The sequence below is a fragment of the sulfur-oxidizing endosymbiont of Gigantopelta aegis genome, assembly GCF_016097415.1.
Classification (GTDB): domain Bacteria; phylum Pseudomonadota; class Gammaproteobacteria; order GRL18; family GRL18; genus GRL18.
The window spans coordinates 2,132,057-2,153,519 of sequence record NZ_JAEHGE010000001.1; the positions used below are offsets into that span (position 1 = coordinate 2,132,057).

General features: G+C 37.7%; 23 protein-coding genes and 5 pseudogenes. 18 read left to right on the forward strand and 10 right to left on the reverse strand.

All coding sequences use genetic code 11. The features are described from left to right. The first annotated feature begins 43 nt into the window (after positions 1-43). Positions 44-2,329, forward strand: a complete 2,286-nt coding sequence (clpA, locus tag JEU79_RS10665) for an ATP-dependent Clp protease ATP-binding subunit ClpA (protein WP_198264109.1) — start codon at positions 44-46, stop codon at positions 2,327-2,329. Positions 2,330-2,481: 152 nt separating this feature from the next. Here clpA and infA read toward each other — a convergent pair whose 3' ends face one another. The 4 genes from infA to aat all read right to left on the reverse strand — a co-directional run bounded on the left by infA (position 2,482) and on the right by aat (position 4,727). Next, positions 2,482-2,700, reverse strand: coding sequence for a translation initiation factor IF-1 (gene infA, locus JEU79_RS10670; protein WP_198264110.1), 219 nt, complete (start codon positions 2,698-2,700; stop codon positions 2,482-2,484). 138 nt (positions 2,701-2,838) lie between these two features. Then, on the reverse strand, positions 2,839-3,072 hold the full coding sequence (locus JEU79_RS10675; protein ID WP_214660549.1) for a hypothetical protein: 234 nt from the start codon (positions 3,070-3,072) through the stop codon (positions 2,839-2,841). Positions 3,073-3,270: 198 nt separating this feature from the next. Further along, complete coding sequence (locus JEU79_RS10680; protein WP_246540162.1) at positions 3,271-4,014, reverse strand: arginyltransferase; 744 nt, start codon at positions 4,012-4,014, stop codon at positions 3,271-3,273. 5 nt (positions 4,015-4,019) lie between these two features. Next, positions 4,020-4,727, reverse strand: a complete 708-nt coding sequence (gene aat, locus JEU79_RS10685; protein WP_198264112.1) for a leucyl/phenylalanyl-tRNA--protein transferase — start codon at positions 4,725-4,727, stop codon at positions 4,020-4,022. Between the two features lie 120 nt (positions 4,728-4,847). Between aat and JEU79_RS10690 the strand changes: the two genes are divergently transcribed. The 3 genes from JEU79_RS10690 to JEU79_RS10700 are packed head-to-tail and all read left to right on the forward strand — an operon-like array spanning position 4,848 to position 6,822. Continuing rightward, positions 4,848-5,495: an ABC transporter ATP-binding protein gene (locus tag JEU79_RS10690; protein WP_198264113.1), complete on the forward strand. Its 648-nt coding sequence runs from the start codon at positions 4,848-4,850 to the stop codon at positions 5,493-5,495. After that, positions 5,492-6,286 (forward strand): ABC transporter permease, encoded by a 795-nt coding sequence (locus tag JEU79_RS10695; protein WP_198264114.1) that lies wholly within the window; start codon positions 5,492-5,494, stop codon positions 6,284-6,286. Before JEU79_RS10690 ends, JEU79_RS10695 begins: the two co-directional genes overlap by 4 nt. Positions 6,287-6,321: 35 nt before the next feature. Continuing rightward, positions 6,322-6,822 carry a DsrE family protein gene (locus JEU79_RS10700; protein ID WP_246540163.1) on the forward strand — a complete coding sequence of 167 codons (501 nt, stop codon included), beginning with the start codon at positions 6,322-6,324 and terminating at the stop codon, positions 6,820-6,822. Between the two features lies 1 nt (position 6,823). Here the strand turns inward: JEU79_RS10700 and mog are convergent, their stop codons facing one another. Further along, complete coding sequence (gene mog / locus JEU79_RS10705; protein ID WP_198264115.1) at positions 6,824-7,351, reverse strand: molybdopterin adenylyltransferase; 528 nt, start codon at positions 7,349-7,351, stop codon at positions 6,824-6,826. 273 nt (positions 7,352-7,624) lie between these two features. Between mog and JEU79_RS10710 the strand changes: the two genes are divergently transcribed. Continuing rightward, on the forward strand, positions 7,625-8,596 hold the full coding sequence (locus JEU79_RS10710; RefSeq protein ID WP_198264116.1) for a L,D-transpeptidase family protein: 972 nt from the start codon (positions 7,625-7,627) through the stop codon (positions 8,594-8,596). 375 nt (positions 8,597-8,971) lie between these two features. Here JEU79_RS10710 and JEU79_RS10715 read toward each other — a convergent pair whose 3' ends face one another. Together JEU79_RS10715 and JEU79_RS10720 are read right to left on the reverse strand one after the other, a co-directional pair. Then, positions 8,972-9,487, reverse strand: a complete 516-nt coding sequence (locus JEU79_RS10715) for a GNAT family N-acetyltransferase (protein ID WP_198264117.1) — start codon at positions 9,485-9,487, stop codon at positions 8,972-8,974. After that, entirely contained in the window at positions 9,471-9,764 is a 294-nt protein-coding gene (locus tag JEU79_RS10720) for a type II toxin-antitoxin system TacA family antitoxin (protein ID WP_198264118.1), read from the reverse strand. The genes JEU79_RS10715 and JEU79_RS10720 overlap by 17 nt, the downstream gene beginning before the upstream one ends. Positions 9,765-10,105: 341 nt before the next feature. Between JEU79_RS10720 and JEU79_RS10725 the strand changes: the two genes are divergently transcribed. Together JEU79_RS10725 and JEU79_RS10730 are read left to right on the forward strand one after the other, a co-directional pair. Then, positions 10,106-10,408: a type II toxin-antitoxin system RelE/ParE family toxin gene (locus tag JEU79_RS10725; RefSeq protein WP_198264119.1), complete on the forward strand. Its 303-nt coding sequence runs from the start codon at positions 10,106-10,108 to the stop codon at positions 10,406-10,408. 6 nt (positions 10,409-10,414) lie between these two features. Beyond that, positions 10,415-10,708 (forward strand): HigA family addiction module antitoxin, encoded by a 294-nt coding sequence (locus tag JEU79_RS10730; protein WP_198264120.1) that lies wholly within the window; start codon positions 10,415-10,417, stop codon positions 10,706-10,708. A 404-nt stretch (positions 10,709-11,112) separates the two neighbouring features. Here JEU79_RS10730 and JEU79_RS27425 read toward each other — a convergent pair whose 3' ends face one another. Together JEU79_RS27425 and JEU79_RS10735 are read right to left on the reverse strand one after the other, a co-directional pair. Continuing rightward, the gene (locus JEU79_RS27425) at positions 11,113-11,235 is read right to left on the reverse strand and encodes a hypothetical protein (RefSeq protein ID WP_281400864.1); all 123 of its coding nucleotides are present in this window, start codon (positions 11,233-11,235) and stop codon (positions 11,113-11,115) included. A gap of 132 nt (positions 11,236-11,367) precedes the next feature. Continuing rightward, a complete protein-coding gene (locus JEU79_RS10735; protein ID WP_198264121.1) occupies positions 11,368-12,387 on the reverse strand; it encodes an RpnC/YadD family protein in 1,020 nt (339 codons plus the stop codon). 165 nt (positions 12,388-12,552) lie between these two features. On the opposite strand from JEU79_RS10735, the gene JEU79_RS28000 reads away from it, so the two are divergent. The 3 genes from JEU79_RS28000 to JEU79_RS10745 are packed head-to-tail and all read left to right on the forward strand — an operon-like array spanning position 12,553 to position 13,184. Beyond that, entirely contained in the window at positions 12,553-12,717 is a 165-nt protein-coding gene (locus JEU79_RS28000; RefSeq protein ID WP_343074960.1) for a hypothetical protein, read from the forward strand. 19 nt (positions 12,718-12,736) lie between these two features. Then, positions 12,737-12,877: a type II toxin-antitoxin system RelE/ParE family toxin gene (locus tag JEU79_RS28005; protein WP_343075007.1), complete on the forward strand. Its 141-nt coding sequence runs from the start codon at positions 12,737-12,739 to the stop codon at positions 12,875-12,877. A 4-nt stretch (positions 12,878-12,881) separates the two neighbouring features. Then, the gene (locus tag JEU79_RS10745; protein WP_198264122.1) at positions 12,882-13,184 is read left to right on the forward strand and encodes a helix-turn-helix domain-containing protein; all 303 of its coding nucleotides are present in this window, start codon (positions 12,882-12,884) and stop codon (positions 13,182-13,184) included. A 321-nt stretch (positions 13,185-13,505) separates the two neighbouring features. Here JEU79_RS10745 and JEU79_RS26325 read toward each other — a convergent pair. Then, a pseudogene (locus JEU79_RS26325) lies at positions 13,506-14,044 on the reverse strand (IS3 family transposase); the annotation flags it as partial. 32 nt (positions 14,045-14,076) lie between these two features. Between JEU79_RS26325 and JEU79_RS28520 the strand changes: the two are divergent. The 8 genes and pseudogenes from JEU79_RS28520 to JEU79_RS10795 all read left to right on the forward strand — a co-directional run. Beyond that, positions 14,077-14,357: pseudogene (locus JEU79_RS28520) on the forward strand (IS30 family transposase); the annotation flags it as partial. A 60-nt stretch (positions 14,358-14,417) separates the two neighbouring features. Continuing rightward, positions 14,418-14,708, forward strand: coding sequence for a hypothetical protein (locus JEU79_RS10765; protein WP_198264123.1), 291 nt, complete (start codon positions 14,418-14,420; stop codon positions 14,706-14,708). 603 nt (positions 14,709-15,311) lie between these two features. After that, the gene (locus JEU79_RS10770) at positions 15,312-16,031 is read left to right on the forward strand and encodes a glycosyltransferase (RefSeq protein ID WP_198264124.1); all 720 of its coding nucleotides are present in this window, start codon (positions 15,312-15,314) and stop codon (positions 16,029-16,031) included. 163 nt (positions 16,032-16,194) lie between these two features. Then, positions 16,195-16,796, forward strand: a pseudogene (locus JEU79_RS28525) (asparagine synthetase B family protein). Between the two features lie 76 nt (positions 16,797-16,872). Continuing rightward, positions 16,873-18,006 (forward strand): annotated as a pseudogene (locus JEU79_RS10780) (asparagine synthetase B family protein); the annotation flags it as partial. Further along, complete coding sequence (locus tag JEU79_RS10785) at positions 17,993-18,982, forward strand: sulfotransferase family protein (protein WP_198264127.1); 990 nt, start codon at positions 17,993-17,995, stop codon at positions 18,980-18,982. The pseudogene JEU79_RS10780 and the gene JEU79_RS10785, both read left to right, overlap by 14 nt. A gap of 154 nt (positions 18,983-19,136) precedes the next feature. Continuing rightward, positions 19,137-19,811: a N,N-dimethylformamidase beta subunit family domain-containing protein gene (locus tag JEU79_RS10790; RefSeq protein WP_198264128.1), complete on the forward strand. Its 675-nt coding sequence runs from the start codon at positions 19,137-19,139 to the stop codon at positions 19,809-19,811. Beyond that, positions 19,774-20,924: pseudogene (locus JEU79_RS10795) on the forward strand (IS3 family transposase). Before JEU79_RS10790 ends, JEU79_RS10795 begins: the two are co-directional and overlap by 38 nt. Positions 20,925-21,463 lie beyond the last annotated feature (539 nt).

The following is a 21,463-nucleotide window of genomic DNA, read 5'->3' on the forward strand; positions in this document are numbered from 1 at the left end:
AAGAGTAGTGTAAGCAGTAAATTTTGATAGAGGATAAACCATAGTGCTGAGTAAAGAACTCGAATTTACACTCAACCTTGCGTTCAAAGAAGCAAGGGAAAAACGTCATGAATTTATGACGGTTGAACATCTGTTGCTTGCTTTGCTGGATAATCCAGCGGCAGAAGAAGTGCTCAAAGCCTGTACGGTAGACCTCTCTCAATTGCGCACTGAATTGGTGATTTTTTTAGATGAAACCACACCCGTATTGTCTGAAATTGATGAGCGTGATACTCAGCCGACGTTGGGTTTTCAGCGGGTGTTACAACGGGCTATTTTTCAGGCGCAATCTTCCGGGAAAAAAGAAGTGAACGGGGCTAATGTGCTGGTTGCTATTTTTAATGAACAGGAATCTCAGGCTGTTTACTTGTTAGGTAAACAAGATGTTTCTCGGCTGGATATTGTGAGTTTTATTTCGCATGGTATTAGCAAGGTTGATGATAGCAATGCCGGTATGGACGAAGAAGAACGTGGTGCTGAAGGCGAATCTGCCGAAGGCGCTGCTGCTAAAGCCTCTCAAAGTCCTCTGGATCTCTATGCGGTTAATCTCAATGAACGTGCTCTGGCTGGCAAAATCGATCCGTTGATTGGGCGTAAAGAAGAAGTCAATCGTACCATTCAAATCCTTTGTCGCCGTAGAAAAAACAACCCTTTGTTTGTCGGTGAAGCGGGGGTGGGTAAAACAGCCTTGGCAGAAGGGCTGGCAAAGAAAATCATTGATAATGAAGTGCCGGAAGTACTGGAAGGCAATGTCATTTTTTCTTTAGATCTCGGTGCATTATTGGCCGGTACTAAATACCGTGGTGATTTTGAAAAACGCCTAAAGGCAGTTTTGAACCAACTGAAAAAAGAACCTAAATCGATTTTGTTTATCGATGAAATCCATACCATTATTGGTGCCGGTGCGGCATCAGGTGGTGCAATGGATGCGTCAAACCTAATTAAGCCGGCCTTGTCAACCAGTGATTTACGTTGTATTGGCTCGACGACCTATCAGGAGTATCGCGGTATCTTTGAAAAAGACCATGCCTTAGCGCGACGCTTTCAGAAAATTGATGTACCTGAGCCCACTGCAGAAGAGACCTATCAAATTCTTGAAGGTCTACGTTCACGCTATGAAGAATACCATCATATTAAATATACCAAACAGGCATTACGCACTGCGGCAGAATTGTCAGAACGCTACATTAATGAGCGTCACTTACCTGATAAGGCTATTGATGTCATTGATGAGGCAGGTGCTAATCAACAGCTCAAAGCACCGTCTAAGCGTAAGAAAACCATTGGCGTGAAAGAAATTGAAGCCATTATCGCGACGATTGCCCGCATTCCACCGAAAAATATCAGTACCAGTGATAAGAGTGCACTGAAGAAATTAGCGCGTAACCTGAAACTGGTTATACATGGTCAAGATAAAGCCATTGAGACGCTTGATGATGCCATTAAGATGACTCGGGCTGGCATAGGGCGGGATAATAAGCCAATTGGCTCATTCCTCTTCTCAGGACCTACTGGCGTGGGTAAAACCGAGGTTTCTACCCAACTTGCCAAATTAATGGGGATTGAGTTAGTCCGCTTTGATATGTCTGAATACATGGAGCGTCATACGGTATCAAGACTGATTGGCGCACCACCGGGTTATGTGGGCTATGATCAGGGGGGCTTGTTGACCGAAGCGGTGAACAAGCATCCTCATTGCGTGTTGTTATTGGATGAAATTGAAAAAGCCCATCCGGATGTCTTTAACCTGTTATTGCAGGTAATGGATCATGGCACGCTGACGGATAATAATGGTCGTAAGGCAGATTTCAGAAATGTGATTTTAATTATGACGACCAATATGGGTGCAGAAGCAATGTCGCGCTCATCCATTGGCTTTACCAAGCAAAATCATGCCTCTGATGGCATGGAAGCGATTAAACGTGGCTTCACGCCTGAATTTCGTAATCGTTTGGATGCTGTGGTGCAATTTTCTTCACTCTCGCCTGAGGTGATGATTCAAGTGGTTGATAAGTTTATCTTTGAACTTGAAACGCAATTGGCAGAGAAAAAAGTTGAGTTATACGTTGAAACCGATGCCCGTGAATGGTTGGCAAAAAATGGCTATGATGAGAAAATGGGTGCCAGACCAATGGCCAGACTGATTCAAGAAAGCATTAAGAAGCCACTCGCAGAAGCTTTGCTATTCGGGGAGTTAGAGCATGGGGGTAAGGTGACTGTTTCTGTTGCCGATGACGAACTTAAATTCGACTTGCAAAGTGAAGTGGGTAAAATCGACAAGGTACATTAAGTTTAGATAGTCTTAAACCTTTACCTTAAACAAAGGGTCTTAAACCATTACCTTAAACAAAGGGTCTTAAACAAACGGCCTTAAAAATACCTAGCAATAAAAAAAGCCCACACCATTAAATAAATGGTGCGGGCTTTTTTGTTGACTAGTATTTATTTAGCACGATAGGTAATACGACCCTTGCTTAAATCATAAGGTGTCAGTTGCACTGTTACCTTATCACCCGTCAGAATACGAATATAGTTTTTTCTCATTTTACCTGAAATGTGTGCAGTCACTACGTGACCGTTTTCAAGCTCTACGCGGAACATGGTGTTTGGCAATGTGTCAATCACAGTGCCTTCCATTTCAATACCTTCTTCTTTTGCCATAAATCTCTATATCTAATGTTAATAATTCGTTTAAACTGGAATTTCAAGGCGTGAATAGTGCCCCAATTAGAAAAAATTAGCAATACTTTATTACTATTTAATTGATAATTAGTGGGGAAAAAGGTTTTTTCTTTGAACTTAAGCGGTTTTAGAATGTCTCCAGGGGATTTGTGCCCAAGAAACATAAGGTTTTTCAGTGGCTTCGACAATGACAATGCCCATGCCGATCAGTTGAGCGAGAATTTCAATATCCGGCTCAGATAATTGTTCTTGTAGTAGTGCGAGTTGTGCGCTATTAACAAATAATAGATTAGGCCTGAAACCATGTTGCTGTTCATACCTCACTGTTAAGTGATTTATTTTACTAAGCATTCACATACCTGAATTGACTGACTGAAGAAGTGCTGCGATTAACTTTATTATCGTCCTCAGTAGAATAAGCTTTAGCGGTTTTGTTAAATGCTGTGAGATATTTTGAATAAAATTTGATGTTAAATCAGATCCTTATCTTGCTTGCTTGTTAAGGATGTTAGCTAAAGTGTCAGTATAACAATGACTTGTTAATACATGTTAAAGCAAACTAAGAGGAGCATCGTGCCAGCTATGATTATAGTAATATTCCAGTGGTTGATAGTTTTCTTTATAACTCATTTTCTGGCAGTCTTTAATCCAATAGCCAAGATAGAGCCATTGTAGTCCGCGACGCTGGGCTTCTTCTACTTGCCATAATACCGAAAAAACACCCAGACTGCGGCTTTTATATTCATCAGCGGGATTAAAAAAAGTATAAACAGCAGACAGACCATCATCGACAATGTCGGTGACCGCGACGCCTAATAATTGTCCTTCTTCACGCATTTCAAAGAATGCGGTCTCACTCCATTTTGAAGTTAGAAACTCCAGATATTTATCATCATCCGGCTCATCCATACCACCGCCTGCATGTCTGGAACGCACATAATCGGCATACATTTGATAGTGTTCAGCATCATAAAGAGGGGATTTTTCTTCAATCGTGATGAGCTTGTTTTTATTTTTACAGCGTTTTTGAGAACGGCTGAGAAGAAAATTTTGTACGTTTAAACGTACCGGCGTGCATTCCTGACATTTCTTACAATACGGCGTATAGATATAGCTACCGCTACGACGAAAACCTTGCTGGATCAGTTCGGAATATATTTCAGCCGTTAATTCGCGTTCAGGATCGACAAATAGGCTATTGGCCTGACGATCAGGTAAATAACTACAATCGTGATCGGCTGACAAGTATAAATTAATCGGTTTTTTTAAAAAATTGCGATCCATATCAGACATTCATATTATCCATGCACTAATTCCTCTACATCTTTTATATATGCTTGGGCATGCTGTTTAATGAGTTCAAGAAACTGCGCTCTGGAAATTTCTTCAGCGCCTAAACTTAATAAGTGGTCAGTGGTTACCTGACAGTCTATTAAAGCATAGCCGGATTTTGTCAGTTCGTCCAGCAGATGCACAAAGGCAAGCTTGGAAGCATTGCTTTGATGGGAAAACATCGATTCACCAAAAAAAACCTTGCCCAGAGACAAACCATAGAGTCCACCGACTAATTGCCCCTTATGCCAATATTCAGCACTATGAGCAATACCTAAGTGATGTAAGTGTAAATAGGCTTGCCGCATTTCATCGGTGATCCAGGTACCATCCTGATCTTTTCGTGCGGTTTGCGCACAGGCGCTGATCACCTGTTCAAATGCCTGATCCATTGTGGTGCTAAAAACTTGTTGACGGATCAGCTTTTTGAGGCTTTTTGAAATATGCAGCTTTTCTGGAAATAATACTGCTCTGGGATTAGGACTCCACCATAAAATGGGCTGGCCATGACTATACCAGGGGAAAATACCTTGTAGATAGGCACTGATGATGCGCTGAGGTGATAAATCACCGCCGACCGCCAATAAGCCGTCTGGATCAGTCAGGGCATTATCAGGGTGTGGAAATTCTAAGTTGCTGTCATCAGGGTTTAACCAGACTGGGTATTGGTTCATGGTTGAATTTTTTTAGGTTTAATCTTCATTGTGTAAAGAGGGTTGTCTAATATAGCATAGTGGCAGGGGATGCATTACAATCAATCGCTTATTTTTTTAATTTATGTTAATAGAGTCTATATGCCCGATCTGACGGTAAAAAAACTGAATTTATCTGCAATTTCGCCTAATTTTAGTCAATCCTTTGATTTTTCTGTGCCTGCGGGTACTTGCCTAGGTTTAACCGGGCCATCAGGCATAGGCAAGTCGGTATTGCTTAAAGCATTGGCAGATATGTTGGCCCATGAGGGTGAAATCTTTTTAGATAATATTGAATCACAAACTATTTCAGCTCAACAATGGCGGCGTAAAGTGGCCTTGTTGCCCGCAGAAAGTCAGTGGTGGTGTGAAACCGTGGGAGAACATTTTACCCACTATGATGAGGCCTTATTTGCTCATTTGGGTTTTAAAGAAGCAGTAATGGACTGGCAGATCAGTCATTTATCCAGTGGTGAAAAACAACGACTGGCCTGTATCCGGCTCTTAATGAATCAGCCTGAGGCATTATTACTGGATGAACCCAGTGCCAATTTAGACTCTGAAAATCGTGCGCAATTGGAATGGCTAATCAATGACTATCAGCAGAAACACCAAATACCGATTGTTTGGATCAGCCATGATAAAGTGCAATTACAGCGAGTTTGCCAGCAGTTATTAGTGCTTGAAAAAGACCGTTATGAGCTAATAGCATTGCTGCCAGATGCCATTCAACAGGACTCAATATTATGATACATTTAACGGCCTGGGATCTGGCCATTGCCTCGGTGATGATTATATTATTAGCCATCACCAGCTTTTTGTTAAAACTTAATATCAGCAAGCAATTGCTTATCGCCGCCACGCGTAATGTGATTCAGCTCTTACTGATTGGCTATGTATTAAAAATTATTTTCAATAGTGACAACTTATTCCTCTTAGCCAGTATTGCCACAATAATGTTATTAGTGGCAGGCTTTGAAATTAACTCTCGGCAAAAATATCCTTTAAGACGTTGGATTGGTTTTAAAATTGGCACCAGTGCCTTGTTTATTTCATCTTTTACCATGGCATTGCTAACGCTCATGGTGATTGTTGCTCCCACACCCTGGTATTCACCACAATATGCCATTCCTCTATTAGGGATGTTATTGGGCAATACCATGAATGGAATTTCTTTGGGAATGGACAAATTAAATCAGAGTGTATACCAGCAACGACTGGTGATTGAACAGCGGCTGATGTTAGGGCAAAGTTATCAAGAAGCCATTCAGGAAATACGCGCAGAAAGTATTCGCACTGGCATGATCCCCATTATAAATTCCATGGCAATTGCGGGACTGGTAAGTTTGCCGGGGATGATGACCGGACAAATTTTATCAGGCACACCGCCAGTGGAAGCGGTTAAATATCAGATCTTGATATTTTTTCTAATAGCTGCCGGAACGGGCTTTGGTATCATGTTAGCGGTATGGATGATATCCAAGCGCTTATTTGATGATCGACAGCGCTTGAATCTGAATATTTTACAAACGAAACGCTGAGTCTATCAGCTAGTCAATAATGGGGATTTAAATTAATGATAAAAAAAATAGCACAAAGATTATTGTTATTATTGGTTTGTTATTTTTGTAGTGGGACGATGGTCTATGCCAGTAATGTACTGACCGAAACTGCCCCCTGGGGTTCAGCAGATGTTTTGGATATCCAATATAAACCGGAAAAAGTGCTCTATGATATGATTTCGGGAGACAAGGAATATCTTATTCGTGTGTTGGACAGGCTTGCCTATCTTAATAAGCTGTACGGTTCAGATACCTTTGATGCGTCGATTGTGGTGGTGATCCACGGCGAGGCGATTCCATTTTTTGCTATTGATAAAACCCAGCAGCATCAAGATATGATGGCACGGGCACAAAGTTTGACTGTCGGCACAGCAATCGAATTTAGAATGTGTCGTGCCTCGGCTAAATTATTACACTATGAACCGGAAAATATTCATGGCTTCGTGCAAATGGTGCCTATGGCTGATGCTGAAATTATCCGCTTACAAGCGGATGGATATAGCTATATGCACTAATTTATTTTTTCGGACGAAAGGCTTTAATCACGCTTTCATCGCATTCAAGAAATGGCCCGTCAATCAGATCAATGCAATAAGGAATAGCAGGAAAAACTGCATCCAGACATTCTCTAATGGACTTAGGCTTGCCCGGCAAATTGACGATCAATGACTGCCCACGAATCCCTGCTGTTTGACGAGAAAGAATAGCAGTCGCTACATATTGTAAGCTCACCTGACGCATGAGCTCACCAAAGCCGGGCATCATTTTTTCACAAATATTTTCAGTTGCTTCGGGTGTGACATCACGTTTAGCAGGGCCTGTGCCACCAGTGGTAACAATTAAACAGCACTGTTCCTGATCGGCTAGCTCGATCATGGTTTGTTCTAAATCTGCTTGAACATCGGGAATCACACGATAAACAGGCTCCCATTCAGAGGTCAAATAATCTGTCATGGTGTCAATAATAGCCTGTCCGGATAGATCTTCATAAATACCGGCGCTGGCGCGATCAGATGCAGTGATAATACCAATTTTAGCTTTCATACATTATACTCGTGATATCGATTTAGGGCTGTTGTATACCCATGACACTTGGAAATGCAGGCTTCGTTATTTTAGGTTTAACTAAAAGCCTCAATCATGTAGTACTTATACAATCAATCGGCTTTTAGTCAAAATGCCTCGCTACATTTCCAAGTGTCATGGGTATATTGCAATTTTTGTTGCAAAACAGTGTATTCTTTTGTAGAAATTAAGTAAATATTTATCTTGGCCAATCAATAGATGATTTTCGGCTAAATGAGAGTTGGATTTATAATGAAATTGTTTTTGTGTTTAATGCTGGCCTTACTCGCTAGTCTGGGCAATGGGGCACTTTGGGCCAGTGTGTTTAATTTGCCGGACAATCCGAATGAAAGTGTCGTGGGGCTGGTGCCTGAAACGCCTTTTTATACGACCGCTAATGAGGAAGACACCTTATTAGATGTGGCACGACGCTATAACATTGGTCAAAATGAAATTTTGCTGGTTAATCCTGATGTTGATCGTTGGCTCCCCGGTACAAAAAAACAAATTTTAATCCCCAGTAGTCGAGTATTACCTGACACGCCAAGAAAAGGTTTGACGCTTAATTTACCTGAATATCGGCTGTATTATTTTCCCGCTGATGGCAAAACAGTGAGTACCCATCCCGTGAGCATTGGTCGCCAGGATTGGAATACACCGCTGGGGCAAACCAAAATTGTCACTAAACGCGCCAATCCCACTTGGACGCCACCTGCTTCAATCAAAAAAGAACATGCAGAAAAGGGTGAAATCCTACCCGATGTTGTACCTGCCGGCCCGGATAACCCCTTAGGTTTATTTGCCTTGCGCCTGGGCATCCCCGGCTATTTAATTCATGGCACAAACAAGCCCTATGGTGTCGGTATGCGGGTCAGCCATGGCTGTGTCAGAATGTATCCCGAAGATATTGAAAAATTATTTCCAGAGGTCAAAGTAGGCATGCCAGTCAATATTGTGAACCAGCCGGTAAAAGTAGGCTGGCTGAATAATAAAATTTATATTGAAGTCCATCCCCAATTAGAAGGCGAAGAGCTGCCTTATGAACAACTTTATGAAAAAACCATGGCATTAATTCGGCAAGCCTTTTTTAAGCATAATCCACAACAAGCATTAGTCGTTGAAGCACAAGCTCTAAGAGATGCTTTAGAGAAAAAAAATGGTTTACCTGTTGCAATCACACAGGCTATTGAAGTAAAGAGTGATCCGGTAGAGGCTTTATTTTAAAGGAGAGGCTAATATGCTCATGATACTTGGCAATGCAGGCTTCATTCTCTTTGTTCAGAGATGTAACTAAAATCCTCAATCATGTAGTAATTATACGCCCAGAGTAAGTGCCCTTGGGATGCATTTCCATGTCTCATGGGGATAATCCGTATTCTTGGTGCTTGTAAACTCCATGTCGAAGAGTGATCTCGCCATAAAAATTAGGTGTATTTAGGCTAAAAATTATTTATTGCTTTTATTGAGATAAGCAACTAATGAAACTAAAGTGCTTAAACTTATCCTGCATGGCAGCTTACTAGGATATTGTGTGGGCTTTCAAAATAGTCGTAATGTATTGAGCTTTGCTGATGAACTGTAAAGTTTGTTTGCTATTACTCAGAGTAAAGTGCTACTAATCTCAATACAGGTTTTAATTGGTAGCCACATTTCATGGCGAGAATCATCATCAGGATCCGCTGATAAAAAACCATATTGCTGATAAAAGGGAGTAACTTGCGGGGGCATTGGGTCAACAAACAAGCCTATGGCTGAGATTTGTTGTGCGACTAACACTGTTCTATAAATGGCATCAATTAATAATCGTTCACCTAGACCTTGCCCTTGTTGTGATCGATCCACAGCGAGACGGGCCAATTTTACTGCATTGAGTGGCTGAGGATATTTTTTATAATGCTTGTGGGCTGGTGGTGTGATAACTGAGTATCCAGTCAGTGTTTGATAACCGATGATTGTATGGGGTGAGGCGTTTCGACAGGCTACATAGGTTTTTGAAATGTGCTTTATAGCCTTCTGTCGTGCTTGTTGTTGTAAGAACTGATTTAATTTTTCAATACCACAATCAAATGCTTTGCGATCATGCTGTTGGTTTATGGCTTCAATTATTATGGACATTCACAGTATCACTGTAGTGCTGGGCGGCCTTGAGCAGTTTCTTATTTGCTTTGGGGGGATTATCCAAGGCTGTAAATAGAGTATCTGTACCCATCATGGATAGGTGTAATGTTTCGCTTTGCTCTATTACATTACGCGCTTTTTCCATTGCAGACTCTATAAGGAATTGTGAGAGGCTTGTGCCGGAGTAATTAGCTGCTCGTTGTATGATTTGTTGTATCTCTGTGGAGGTTCGTGCAATCAAACGGGTTTCTTTACGTTGTGTTTTGCTAGTCATAATTTCACTTTTATATTTGATTTCAGAGTGTAGGTGCCACTATGGCATACAAGTCAAACTATTGTCAATATGTGTTCTATTTTAGTGCTCATTTTTTTGTTCCCCGTTAGGTTAGCTCTTATATCTTAACCTATTGTTAAGTTTTTGGGGTCCACTATAGTCTGCAACTTTGTCATTTGAATGAACCCTAAAAAATGAATATTCTCTGGTTTTGAATGGCCGCTTTCTCACTTTTAACGTAAGTTCTTAAAAAGGTGACTATAGCTCCCTTGGGACGTTAGCTGCAGGTCAAAAAATATATTTTACTTGAACTATATCAAATACCGATATATAGTATTCTTATGATTACTAGTATTGCCAATCAAACAACACAAGACATTTATGATGGTATAAGCTTAAAGAAAGCTAGGAAAATTCCTGAGTTTCTCCATAGCAAAGCTTGCAGGTTGATGGATCAGCTTGATGCTGCCGAGACTCTTGAAGATATGAAAATACCACCTGGAAATCGCTTTGAACCATTATCAGGTGACTTGAGTGAGTATTTTAGTGTCCGCATCAATAAACAATGGCGAGTGATATTCAAATGGGATGAAGCTCAAAAAAATGCCTATGATGTTTATGTTGACGATTACCATAAAGGATAATGAACCATGCTACCTAAAAAAAGACCACCAACCCATCCAGGGGAAATGTTGTTAAAAGAATTCCTTGAACCGGCTGGTATGACACAAACACAATTTTCTCAGCATATTGGCTGGACTTACGCACGCTTGAATGAAATTATTAACGGCAAACGGGGTGTCAGTGCCGATTCAGCTTTGACCTTGAGTGAAGCATTGGGTAATACGCCTCAATTCTGGCTTAACCTGCAGCGTAACTGGGAGTTATGGCATGCCCTGCAAACCCATAAAGAAGTGAAGCCATTATTACTTAAAGCATCATAGAAAGAAGAAAATGGCTGATATTGACTACTATCTACAAGCTGTAAGCAAAAATAATACCCGACGTAGCTATCAGTTTAAGTACAAAGAGCCATATATGGACGCTCCATGAAAGTTTAAAATCAATAAAAAATATAAATTCCCCTAATAAGAGCAGAAACAGTAAAATTCAGGCAAAACTCTCCCTGCAAGGCTTTGCATGATAGCCTAAAAAAACAAATCGATTAGTTTTAAGAGCTGAATTCAGGAGATGTGATAAACGTGGAATGATTGCTTTTAAACAATTTCCGGCAATAATTAATCCCTCGCACCCAATGTTTATTCTGTTTTTTGCAGAGTGATTTTAATTATTCTTCAGGCCAGACAAAGGAATGAAAGCCTTTAGAATAGCCCTGAACGGTTCCCATCTAAGTGTCCTCATTAAGTTGCAGTTTTTGCAAAATGCTGGGCGTATTGGCATCAATCGAACCCTGCTTGTCCGCCCTGACAATACGACCTGTCCAGTCTGCCAGTTCGAGATAATTTTGCAAAGCAAATGCAATGCCATTCTCTTTGAGTGAGTTGCCAATAAATGATAATAGCTTAACGGCAGGGGTGGGCTTGAGTGACTAGCATTGCTTGTTTCAGTGACTTGCTCAATCCGTTGCTTAATCGACGTATACTCAGTACAGACTGTCCAATTTTTCTAGAAACTGCGTACCATCGCCATAATCGATGATCCAATCACTGATGATTTCCAGTGTGTCAGCAGAGCTGGCCTTAGAAATACTGACCTGTGCCTGAAATGCTGTTTGTTCATCAAAGCGGCGTCGGATCAGGCGTAATAAGAGTATCTTTTCTCTTTCAAGCCCTTGTTCAAGCCCTTGTTCAAGCCCTTGTTCAAGCCCTTGTTCAAGCCCTTGTTCAATACCCTGTTCAAGCCCTTTTCGCTCAAAAGAAGTGACATAGTTCATTTGGTTTTCCTCTTCCAGTTTCTCTAATTCAAGGGTTAATGCATTTTCTAGCGCTTTGGGTAATACCATTAACCAGTCAATAAAGCAAAACAGCTCAAGAATTTGCTCACGTGCGAGTCCTCGCTGATATAAACCTTTCATCAAACCCAGCTTGGACTCTTTGAGTTGTTGTGGCTTGTGCTTGTTCGCCAACGCTTGCAAGTGGGCCATGACAACTATGGCGAATAAGTTGTCGCTTTGTTCCAGTTCGGCCCAGCGTTGCTTATAATCCCAGAGCTTTATTACTGGGAACGTAAAGCGGGTTTCACAGCCCCAGAGTTTGCGCTGATATTCCCCCTGTTTATGGTGACTGCGCTGTGGTCTGGGCTCATGGGTCAAAATAGCCAGGCTGACCACCTCTTTGTTATAACGCTCAAGAATGCGAAAATTATAGACATACATGCGTTTTTCAAAATCAGGGTCATATTGGCTTTGTACTTCAATATGAATCAATACCCAAGTACAGTGTCCGTTTTTTAGCCAGACCTTGACCAGTTTATCAGCATAGCGTCGTCCAATTTGGGCATCACGGTTAATTTTTTCCAGTTCTTTGTCTAAAAACTCATAAGGTCTGTTCCAGTCAATCTCCTGACTGATATTGACAAAGAAAAAGCCCATAAAATCCACAAATAAATGCTCAATGGCTTCTTTCCATGGGCTGTCATAATCGGCGCGAGGTTTTTCTTCCATAAAAATCCCTATAAATCATTTTAGCGTGTTTTCTGCCCGTTTGTCTGTAGCTTGGGTGAATAAAATATTATATCACACTGACTTTGACCGGTGGGGGATTCAATACTAGGATGAGAATTTTTTGATTGCATTGCATGAGGTTCACTTATTTGTTAACCTTAACAAATGAGAGAAATTCATTTTTATCGAACAGAATCTGATTTTTGTCCAGTTGAAGAGTTCTTAGATTCATTAACAGCTAAGCAAGCACAAAAAGCTACTTGGGTTATGCAACTTATTGAAGAAATTGATGTTGTTCCAGTTCAATACTTCAAGAAGTTGGTAAATTAGAATTCAAGTAGGTAACAATATCTTTAGAGTTTTAGGATTTCTTGATGATCAACGTTTAGTTGTTTTGAATCATGCCTTTCAAAAAAAGACACAAAAAACACCAAAGAAAGAAATCAAAATAGCAGAAAAACGTAAGAAAGACTATTTGAGGAGAAGGTGATTTTATGAGTGACTTAAAAAAATACATTGTCAAAAGAAAAGAAAGAGATAGTGAGTTTGCTGAAAATTTTAATGATGGTTACCAAGCTTTTAAAATTGGTGCTGTTTTACGGCAAGCAAGGGAATCTTCTGGTTTGACCCAAGAACAATTAGCTGAAAAATTGAATACAAAGAAATCAGCAATTTCCAGAATTGAAAATCATGCAGAAGATATCCGTTTGTCTACCTTAGAAAAATTTGCACACGTACTTGGCAGAGAGCTTGAAGTCTCAATTAAAGAAATAAAGTGCCAACCAGAAAGGTTTTAAAGCTACCCACTTAACGAAAGTTAATATCAAAGGGTCAACCAGCTGATTCTTGAAGAGCAAGTTCAAGTGATTTTGGCTGTTTCAAGTGATTTTTGTCATTTTGTATTTCCTATCATTTTAGTTTCTCATGTTAACTTTAAACAGATGAAGAGAAAGGGCTTTGCCCTCTGGAACGATAGAGCCGTTCCATTCACCCAAGGTATTTTCACAACGGTAATGATCCTGTTACAATATCTTCACGGCACAGGCTGAGGAGCCGATGGCCGTCAACGGTAATGGGCGGCATTTATGTCGCCTTTTACCCCTCTTCAATCAATCGATTTAAGCTATTTCCTGCTGTATTTCATAATCGACTGGTGACAAATAATCATTAGCCGAATGAAGTCGCTCCCGATTATAAAATACCTCAATATATTCAAATATTGCCTGCTTTGCTTTCTACTCTGGTTTTGAATCGACAATGGTGCGTCAATTCAGTTTTCAAACTATGAAAGAAGCTCTCTGAAACAGCATTGTCCCAGAATTTCCTTTAAGCTTTAGACTGAATTATTCCATGCGTACTTCACAAACTGTTTCCCTTGATCCGACAATATTTTTCTATGACTATCAGAGGCATATTGGCTACCTCGGTCAGTATGCCAAAGCAATCCATCCATTGGTTTACGCTTCCATATGGCCATCAGTAAAGCATCATTGACTAGCTTGGCTTTCATTCGCTCATCCATCGACCAGCCAACAATTTGCCTAGAGAATAAGTCAATGACTAATTTGACAATATAACCATGTATTCCTTGGTGGCAATATAGGTAATATCACCACACATAGTAGCGATCAGGTTGAGAGACAGTAAACTCTCTTTCACATTAGTATTACCGATATACAATGGTATTAGTTTGCTTATCATGAGCAGGTAAGCAAAGCTCTTGATACAGCATTTTATTTTGCCCACCCTTATTCTTCATGGGAGCGAGGGTTAAATGAAAATACTAATGGACTGATTAGACAATATTTTCCTAAAGATACAGACTTTAAAGAAGTGACTTCATTTTCTTTTACAACATGATGGAAAAACTTAATAATAGACCTAGAAAGGCACTCGGCTTTCAAACACCATTCCAGGCAATGAAAAAATCATTTGCAAGAACTGGAATTTCCTGCCTGATTCAGAGTTGAATCCGCGTAACATTTTATGGGTTTTTTGCAAATAACGCTGTGGCTGAGCTATATTCTAAGATGAATATAGCAATCGGTACACTGTCATTGCATAAAAAAAATATGAAAGAAGCTTCTGCTTTGAAAGTAAGAGAATATGTTGCTTATGGTTTGCCTGTTATCCTTGGTTATATTGACTCTGATTTAGATGGCTGTGATTTTATTTTGAATGTTGGAAATTATGAACGTAATATTCATGATAATTTAAAGAAAATAAAAGAATTTATAAGGTTTTGGAAAGATAAAGAAATTAAATATGATATGAAACATATGACATGTATAATAAAGAGAGTCAACGTATTGATTTTTTAAAGAAATTATAGAATCAAGAAGCTTGCATACATAGCAAAAAAAAGTACCAAAGATGATAGCTAATAAAAAAATGTTGATGTCTTTATCTTTACAAATAATTTCCCTTTTAAACCCGGTGAAAATTTTTGGATTTAGAAATAACGCATCTTTCTAAATGTTTTAATACAATCACACTATTCCCATTTAAAAAATCAGAGCGTTTGTATAAAATTCCTGAAAATGCATCTTATACTGATGACTTAATTAATGCGAATCCTTTTCTTTTGCTATTAGCTTTTATAAAAATGTTTTTTCGAGGCTATTTTATAAAGAATTACTCTTGTTAAGAAGAAAATATTTCTTAACAAATTTATATAAATCAATTGTGTTTTTTACTAAAGCAATCTTTATAAAAGAACGATTAAAAAAAATCATTGTTTCTAGGAGTGTTTCCTTAGATTCGACTCTCTTTTATACTTATTGGTGTACTTCCGCCTCTTTAGGTTTATGTCTTCTAAAAAATGAATTTCCAAATATCAAAGTGGTTTCTAGAATTCATGGCTATGATTTATATGATTATCAACATAAAACAAATTATATTCCTTTTCAAAAGCTACGCTGGAAATGATAGATCGATTATACTGTGTTTCATATGATGGATATGAGCATTTAACTGATAAGTTTTACATGGATATTCCTGGCCTCCGCAAGAAATTATTTGTTATTAAACTGGGTACTATAACAAATAATTCTAAAAAAATTAATTGTCTTACTGAAGATGTGTTTAAGATTGTATCATGTTCAAGCATTATTCCTTTAAAGAGGCTTGACTTGATAGTTGATGCATTATCTGAGTTAAATGATATAAAAGAAGAAATCGAATGGCATCATTTTGGAAGCGGTTCAGAAATGCGTGTTATTGAAGATGGCTTATGTAAAATAAATAATGTTAATATTAATGTCTTTTTTAATGGGCATTTGGAGAATGAAAAAATTCTAGAACGATATCAATTGGATAAGTTTAATCTCTTTGTTAACGTAAGCGATAGCGAAGGAATCCCTGTCTCCATAATGGAAGCTATGAGTTTTGGCATTCCTTGTCTTGCTAGAAACGTCGGGGGTATTTCAGAAATCATAAATTCTGAAAATGGATATTTATTGGAAAATGAAATTGATGCCAAATATCTTTCGAACGTATTGAAAGAAATAATTTTTTCAAGAGAAAAATTAAATATTAAAAGTTTTAATGCATTTAAAACTTGGGAAAAACATTTTAATGCAGACATTAATTTCCCACTTTTTTCCAAGTCATTATTAGATTTTATTTTATCTTTTAAGGCTTAATTAAAAAAATAGGAGTTAAACTTTTAACTTATGTGCGGCTTGACAGCAATTATTGCTACAAACTCAGTAAATATAAATGAATTAATTTCTATGAATGATACTATTATTCATAGAGGTCCTGATGATGAAGGCTTTTTTAAAATCTTTTTCTTCTGATTTATCAATGACTTTTTCGAGAGATAAACATGATTTTAAGCATTATGATGAAGAATCTTACAAACAGTTTAATGTTGGTTTAGGGCATAGACGCTTATCTATTCTTGATTTGACATCTGCCGGGCATCAACCGATGACTTCGCATGATAACAATTTGACAATAATTTTTAATGGTGAAATATATAACTACAAGGCATTACGTGTCTTATTAAATAAAGAAGGATTTATTTTCAAGACTCAAACTGATACGGAGGTTATTTTAAATGCATGGTCTTTTTGGGGGAATCTTGCATCTCCAAGCTTGAAGGAATGTTTAGTATTATCATTTTTAATAATAAAACTAATACTCTTTATGCTATTCGTGATCGCTTTGGAATAAAACCTCTTTATTACTTTCAAAATGATAGAGGCATATATTTTGCTTCAGAAATAAAACAATTTATGGCTATAAATACATGGAAAGCAACGCAAAATTATCAAATTGTTTATGATTTTTTAAACTGGTCACTAATTGATCACACGAATGAAACTTTTTTAAAGGTGTATACCAGGTTCTTCCCGGAGAAATACTTAAACTTACTATATCAAATAAAAAAATTAATACTTTGAGAAAAATGTGGTACAGCTTATCATTTAGTTTACCTTTTTAGAATATAATGATGAAAAAAATAGCTATAAGGATTTATTTGTCAATTCTGTTAGTATGCATTTACAAGCTGATGTTTCAGTAGGTTCTTGCCTCTCTGGAGGAATTGATTCATCCTCAATTGTGGGTGTTATTAATAGTTTGAAAAAAAACAATCAAACTCAAAAAACTTTTTCTGCATTATCCCATGATCCACGGATTGACGAGTCAAAATGGATTGATTGCGTTGTAAAGGCTCAGAGTTTAGATGCATATTTCATTACACCAACTGCTAGTTTATTGGAAAACTCTTTAAATGAGCTCACCTATTCACAAGATGAACCCTTTCGTTCAACAAGTACATTTGCACAGTGGTGTGTTTTCAAGTTAGCTCATGAACAAGGAGTTAAAGTGATGATTGATGGTCAAGGGGCTGATGAACAATTAGGAGGCTATGCCTCCTTTTGGGGCGTTTTACTTGCAGAAAAGATTTGTAAGGGGCATTGGAGTGATTTTTCAGAGGAATATAAAGCTATTCTAAAAAATTCGGGCTTATCATATTTTTCTTTGTTTCAACGGGTTGTTAATCCATTTGTAAAAGGTCGTTTTAGTGGTATCATTCGAAACATTATTACGGATAATAAAATAACACCCCCATGGTTTGATTTTAAAGAATCACTGGTTGATAAACGAGATCCTTTTTTGTTGCTAAATTCTCGTACGTCTTCTTTTCAACAATTTAGTATAGCTCAAACTAAATCTATTAATTTACAATCATTATTACACTTAGAAGACCGAAACTCTATGGCTCATTCTGTTGAGGCAAGAGTCCCTTTTTTGGATCATAATTTAGTGGAAAAAAGTCTTTCTCTACCAACAGAGTATAAATTCAAACAAGGGGTGTCTAAACGTATTTTGAGAGATGCAATGAAAAACTATATTCCTGAAAAAATTTACAATCGTCATGATAAGATAGGTTTTTCCACCGCCGAAGAGATTTGGATGAAGTCAGAAGCTAAAGATTTTTTTTTACAAATGATAACGCAGGCAATAGAGCATCCATCATCTGTAGTAAATAGTAATATTCGTTCTAATATGAATGATATTTTTTCTGGAAAAAAGAGTTTTTCTCAATTGCCCTGGAAAATTATTAGTTATGGAAATTGGTTGAAATGTTTTAATGTTAGCTCATAAACCTGTAAAAGTTTGCTTAATTGGTGGGTCTGGTAGGTCAGGGACAACGATAGTATCAAAGATGTTTGCTAAGCATCCAGATTTAACGGACGTTCCCGAATGGCGTTTTTTAATCGATCCTGATGGCATAATTGATTTTCTCAACAATTCTGATTTTTGGTCGCCTTATCATTATGATGTTTATATTAAACGCTTAAATGCTTTATTGCTTAAAACTGCTAAATCTTCCTGGTATGATAAATTATTACGTTATATAGACGAACAGATATTTATAAAAACTCACTTTAAATTTAAAGTTACAGCAGCATATTCGGGGGTTTCTGTTTCTAAGATATCACCACAATTTTTGTTTCATGTTGAAAATTTAATTACACAACTTAATCAATTTCAATATAAAGCACGTTGGATTGGATTGGAACGTGGGGGAACACAAGGAATGTATTATCACTCTCATTTTAATAGGGATAAATTAATTAAAATTTTGAGAGTGTTTTTATTACAAGTTATGCAAGATGTTAACGCTAGGCAAAATAAATTATATTATCTTGAAAAAAATACATGGAATATCCTTTGGTTTGATAAAATTCTTGAAATATTACCTGAAGCAAGAATGTTGTATATTTATCGAGATCCAAGAGATGTTGTAGCATCTTTTATTAATCAGACTTGGATGCCATCCACTGCAGAGAAATGTGCTTTAATATACAGAGATTTATTTCTTAAATGGAAACAAATAAAGTTGAATATACCATCGAACTCTTTTTTTGAATGTTCTTTGGAAAATTTAGTGGAAAACACTGAATTAACCACTCGAGAAATATGCAATTTTTGGGGAATCAAATACCATTCACAACTCATTAACATTGACCTTTCGCATTCTCACTCTGGACGTTGGAGAAATGACTTTTCTCAAGAGGACCTTGTAAAAGTTGAAGCAATACTGGAAGAACCCTTAATTGAATTAAATTATAAATGATGAAAAATGGCTCTGTATGTTGTGCTCAGTTAGCACTACCGTTATGCAATGTTTTATTTGAAGTGTTAAATAATTCAATTGTTACAAAAAAAAAATTATAGTGATAAAAACGGTCAGTGGAGCTTTTCTGAATTAAACTCCAACGATATTATTTATGTTTCATTACCAGGATTTATATCTAAAAATATTCTTATCATTCATTGCCAAAAAAAATACGGCTTTTGGAAAAAAACTAGTGGCTTATCAAAATAAGCTTTGGTTTACACCAAGAGAAAAAATATCTGTATTTGTTAATGCTCCAGAATTATATGGTGTCAATGTTTTTCGCCATGGTTTGGAAAAAGAAATCATTCTTGAACTGGGAAAACATGAAATACAAAAACAGTCAACACCAGATGATCATTTCGTTGAGAGTGGTTTAAGCTGGGAAGAAAGTTTTTCATATACTCTTCCTGAAGACTGTCTCTCAGGCCTCTATAGTGTATTATTAACTTCAAAAAATGAAACTTTTGCTATTCCTTTTATTGTTTCTTCGATAAATCATCAACAATCTAAATTATTGGTTTTGGCTAGCACAAATACTTGGCAATCGTATAATATTTGGGGTGGGCGTAGCCGTTACCGAAATAATGAAGATCGTAAGGCAGAAGACTTTATTTCTCAAAAACGATTAGTTTATATTCGTTTGGTTGAATGGGTTGTGAAATTCATACCCAATTTCATAATTGAATGGATCAAGAAAGTTTTTTCTTATCAGCCTGCAAATCAATTAAACGACCCTGGACAAAAAAATGAGCACAAAAAGAAAAACATTCAACAACAAATTTAAAGCAAAAGTAGCCATTGAGGCTTTGAAAGGTCAAAAACAGTCGCAGAAATTGCGTCAGAATTTGAAGTGCACACCACCCAGGTCAATAGCTGGAAAAAAGCAGATGCTTGATGGTGCAGCCGATACTTTTTCAAAAAATTAGAGAATAAAGATGCTGAACATGAAAAGGAAAAAGAACACCTGTACAGCCAAATAGGTCAACTAAAAGTAGAGGCTGACTGGCTGTCAAAAAGTTGAAGATGTTCAACTGAGTAGAGCAGAAAAGCGGTGTTGCATAGAAAAAGAGCACCCTCAGTTGAGCATCAAAAAACAATGTGAGCTTATCGGCCTGAACCGTTCAAGCTATTACTATCAACCTAAAAAGCCTCTGCAAAATAAAGATTTAACATTAATGAATTTGATTGATGAGTTGTACATAAATCCATTCTATGGCAGTCGTCAAATTCGTAATGCATTAAGATTGAAATGTTATAAAATTAATCGTAAAAAGTTCAACGGCTTATGCGGATCATGGGATTGGTTTCAGTGGCACCAAAACCCAATACCAGCAAGCCTTGCAAAGTAAATAACCTCTATCCATATTTGCTCAAAGGAATTGATATTAATAGGAATAACCAGGTTTGGTGCACAGATATCACGTATTTACGGATGCCACATGGATTTGTCTACCTAAGTGCTGTTATGGACTGGAGTAGCCGTTTTGTGCTGTCCTGGGAAGTGTCAACCAGCATGGAAGAAAGCTTTTGTATCAGTAGTCTGGAAACAGCACTGCGACGATATGGAAAGCCAGAAATCTTCAATACGGATCAAGGTGCTCAATATACTAGCAGAGCATTTACAGGTGTTCTAAAGGCCAATGATATAAAAATCAGCATGGACGGCAAAGGCAGAGCAATGGATAACATTATGATTGAACGACTCTGGCGAAGTGTAAAATATGAGGAAATTTACCTCAAGGATTACCAAAGTATTGATGAGCTAAAGAGCTCATTAAAGGAATATTTTGAGTTTTACAACCATGAACGACCACACAGTACACACGGTGGAAAAACGCCTGCAGAGATCTATGGCGTGATGAAAGAAGTTGTTCCAGACTTAAAACGGGCAGCATGATGAGAGGATAATCAACTTTATTGGCAATCGTTTTATTCACATATCCACAGGCCAAGCCAGTAGCCCTGAGATATATCGCAAGCGTCTCTGGACTACTGGCAGACCTGTGGATATGTGGATAAGACTAATACTATAAATAACCAACAGAATTATATCTTAATATTTGAGAAAGCTGTCTTGACAATGGGGTCCACTGTATATCAGCCATTTACTAATCACTTAGCAAGTTCAGAATGGCGGTTGTTAGCCTGGCTAGAGAGAGAAAATATCGCATATGATATGATAAGTGGTTATGATTTACAATCCAAGAATATTGAATAACTATCAATGTATTGTCTTGTCGTCTCATTGTGAATATTGGTCTTCAGATATGTTTGAAACTTTAAAAAAGTTCACAATGAACAAAATCTTTGGATTTTGAATTTATCAGGTAATACTAAACTTACCGACAAATTGAGTTTTTGATGATGGTTCAAGCCGTTGTATCAGCCTTTCTTTTCAGAAAAATTATGCCGATGAAACTCAACTTATAGGTGTTC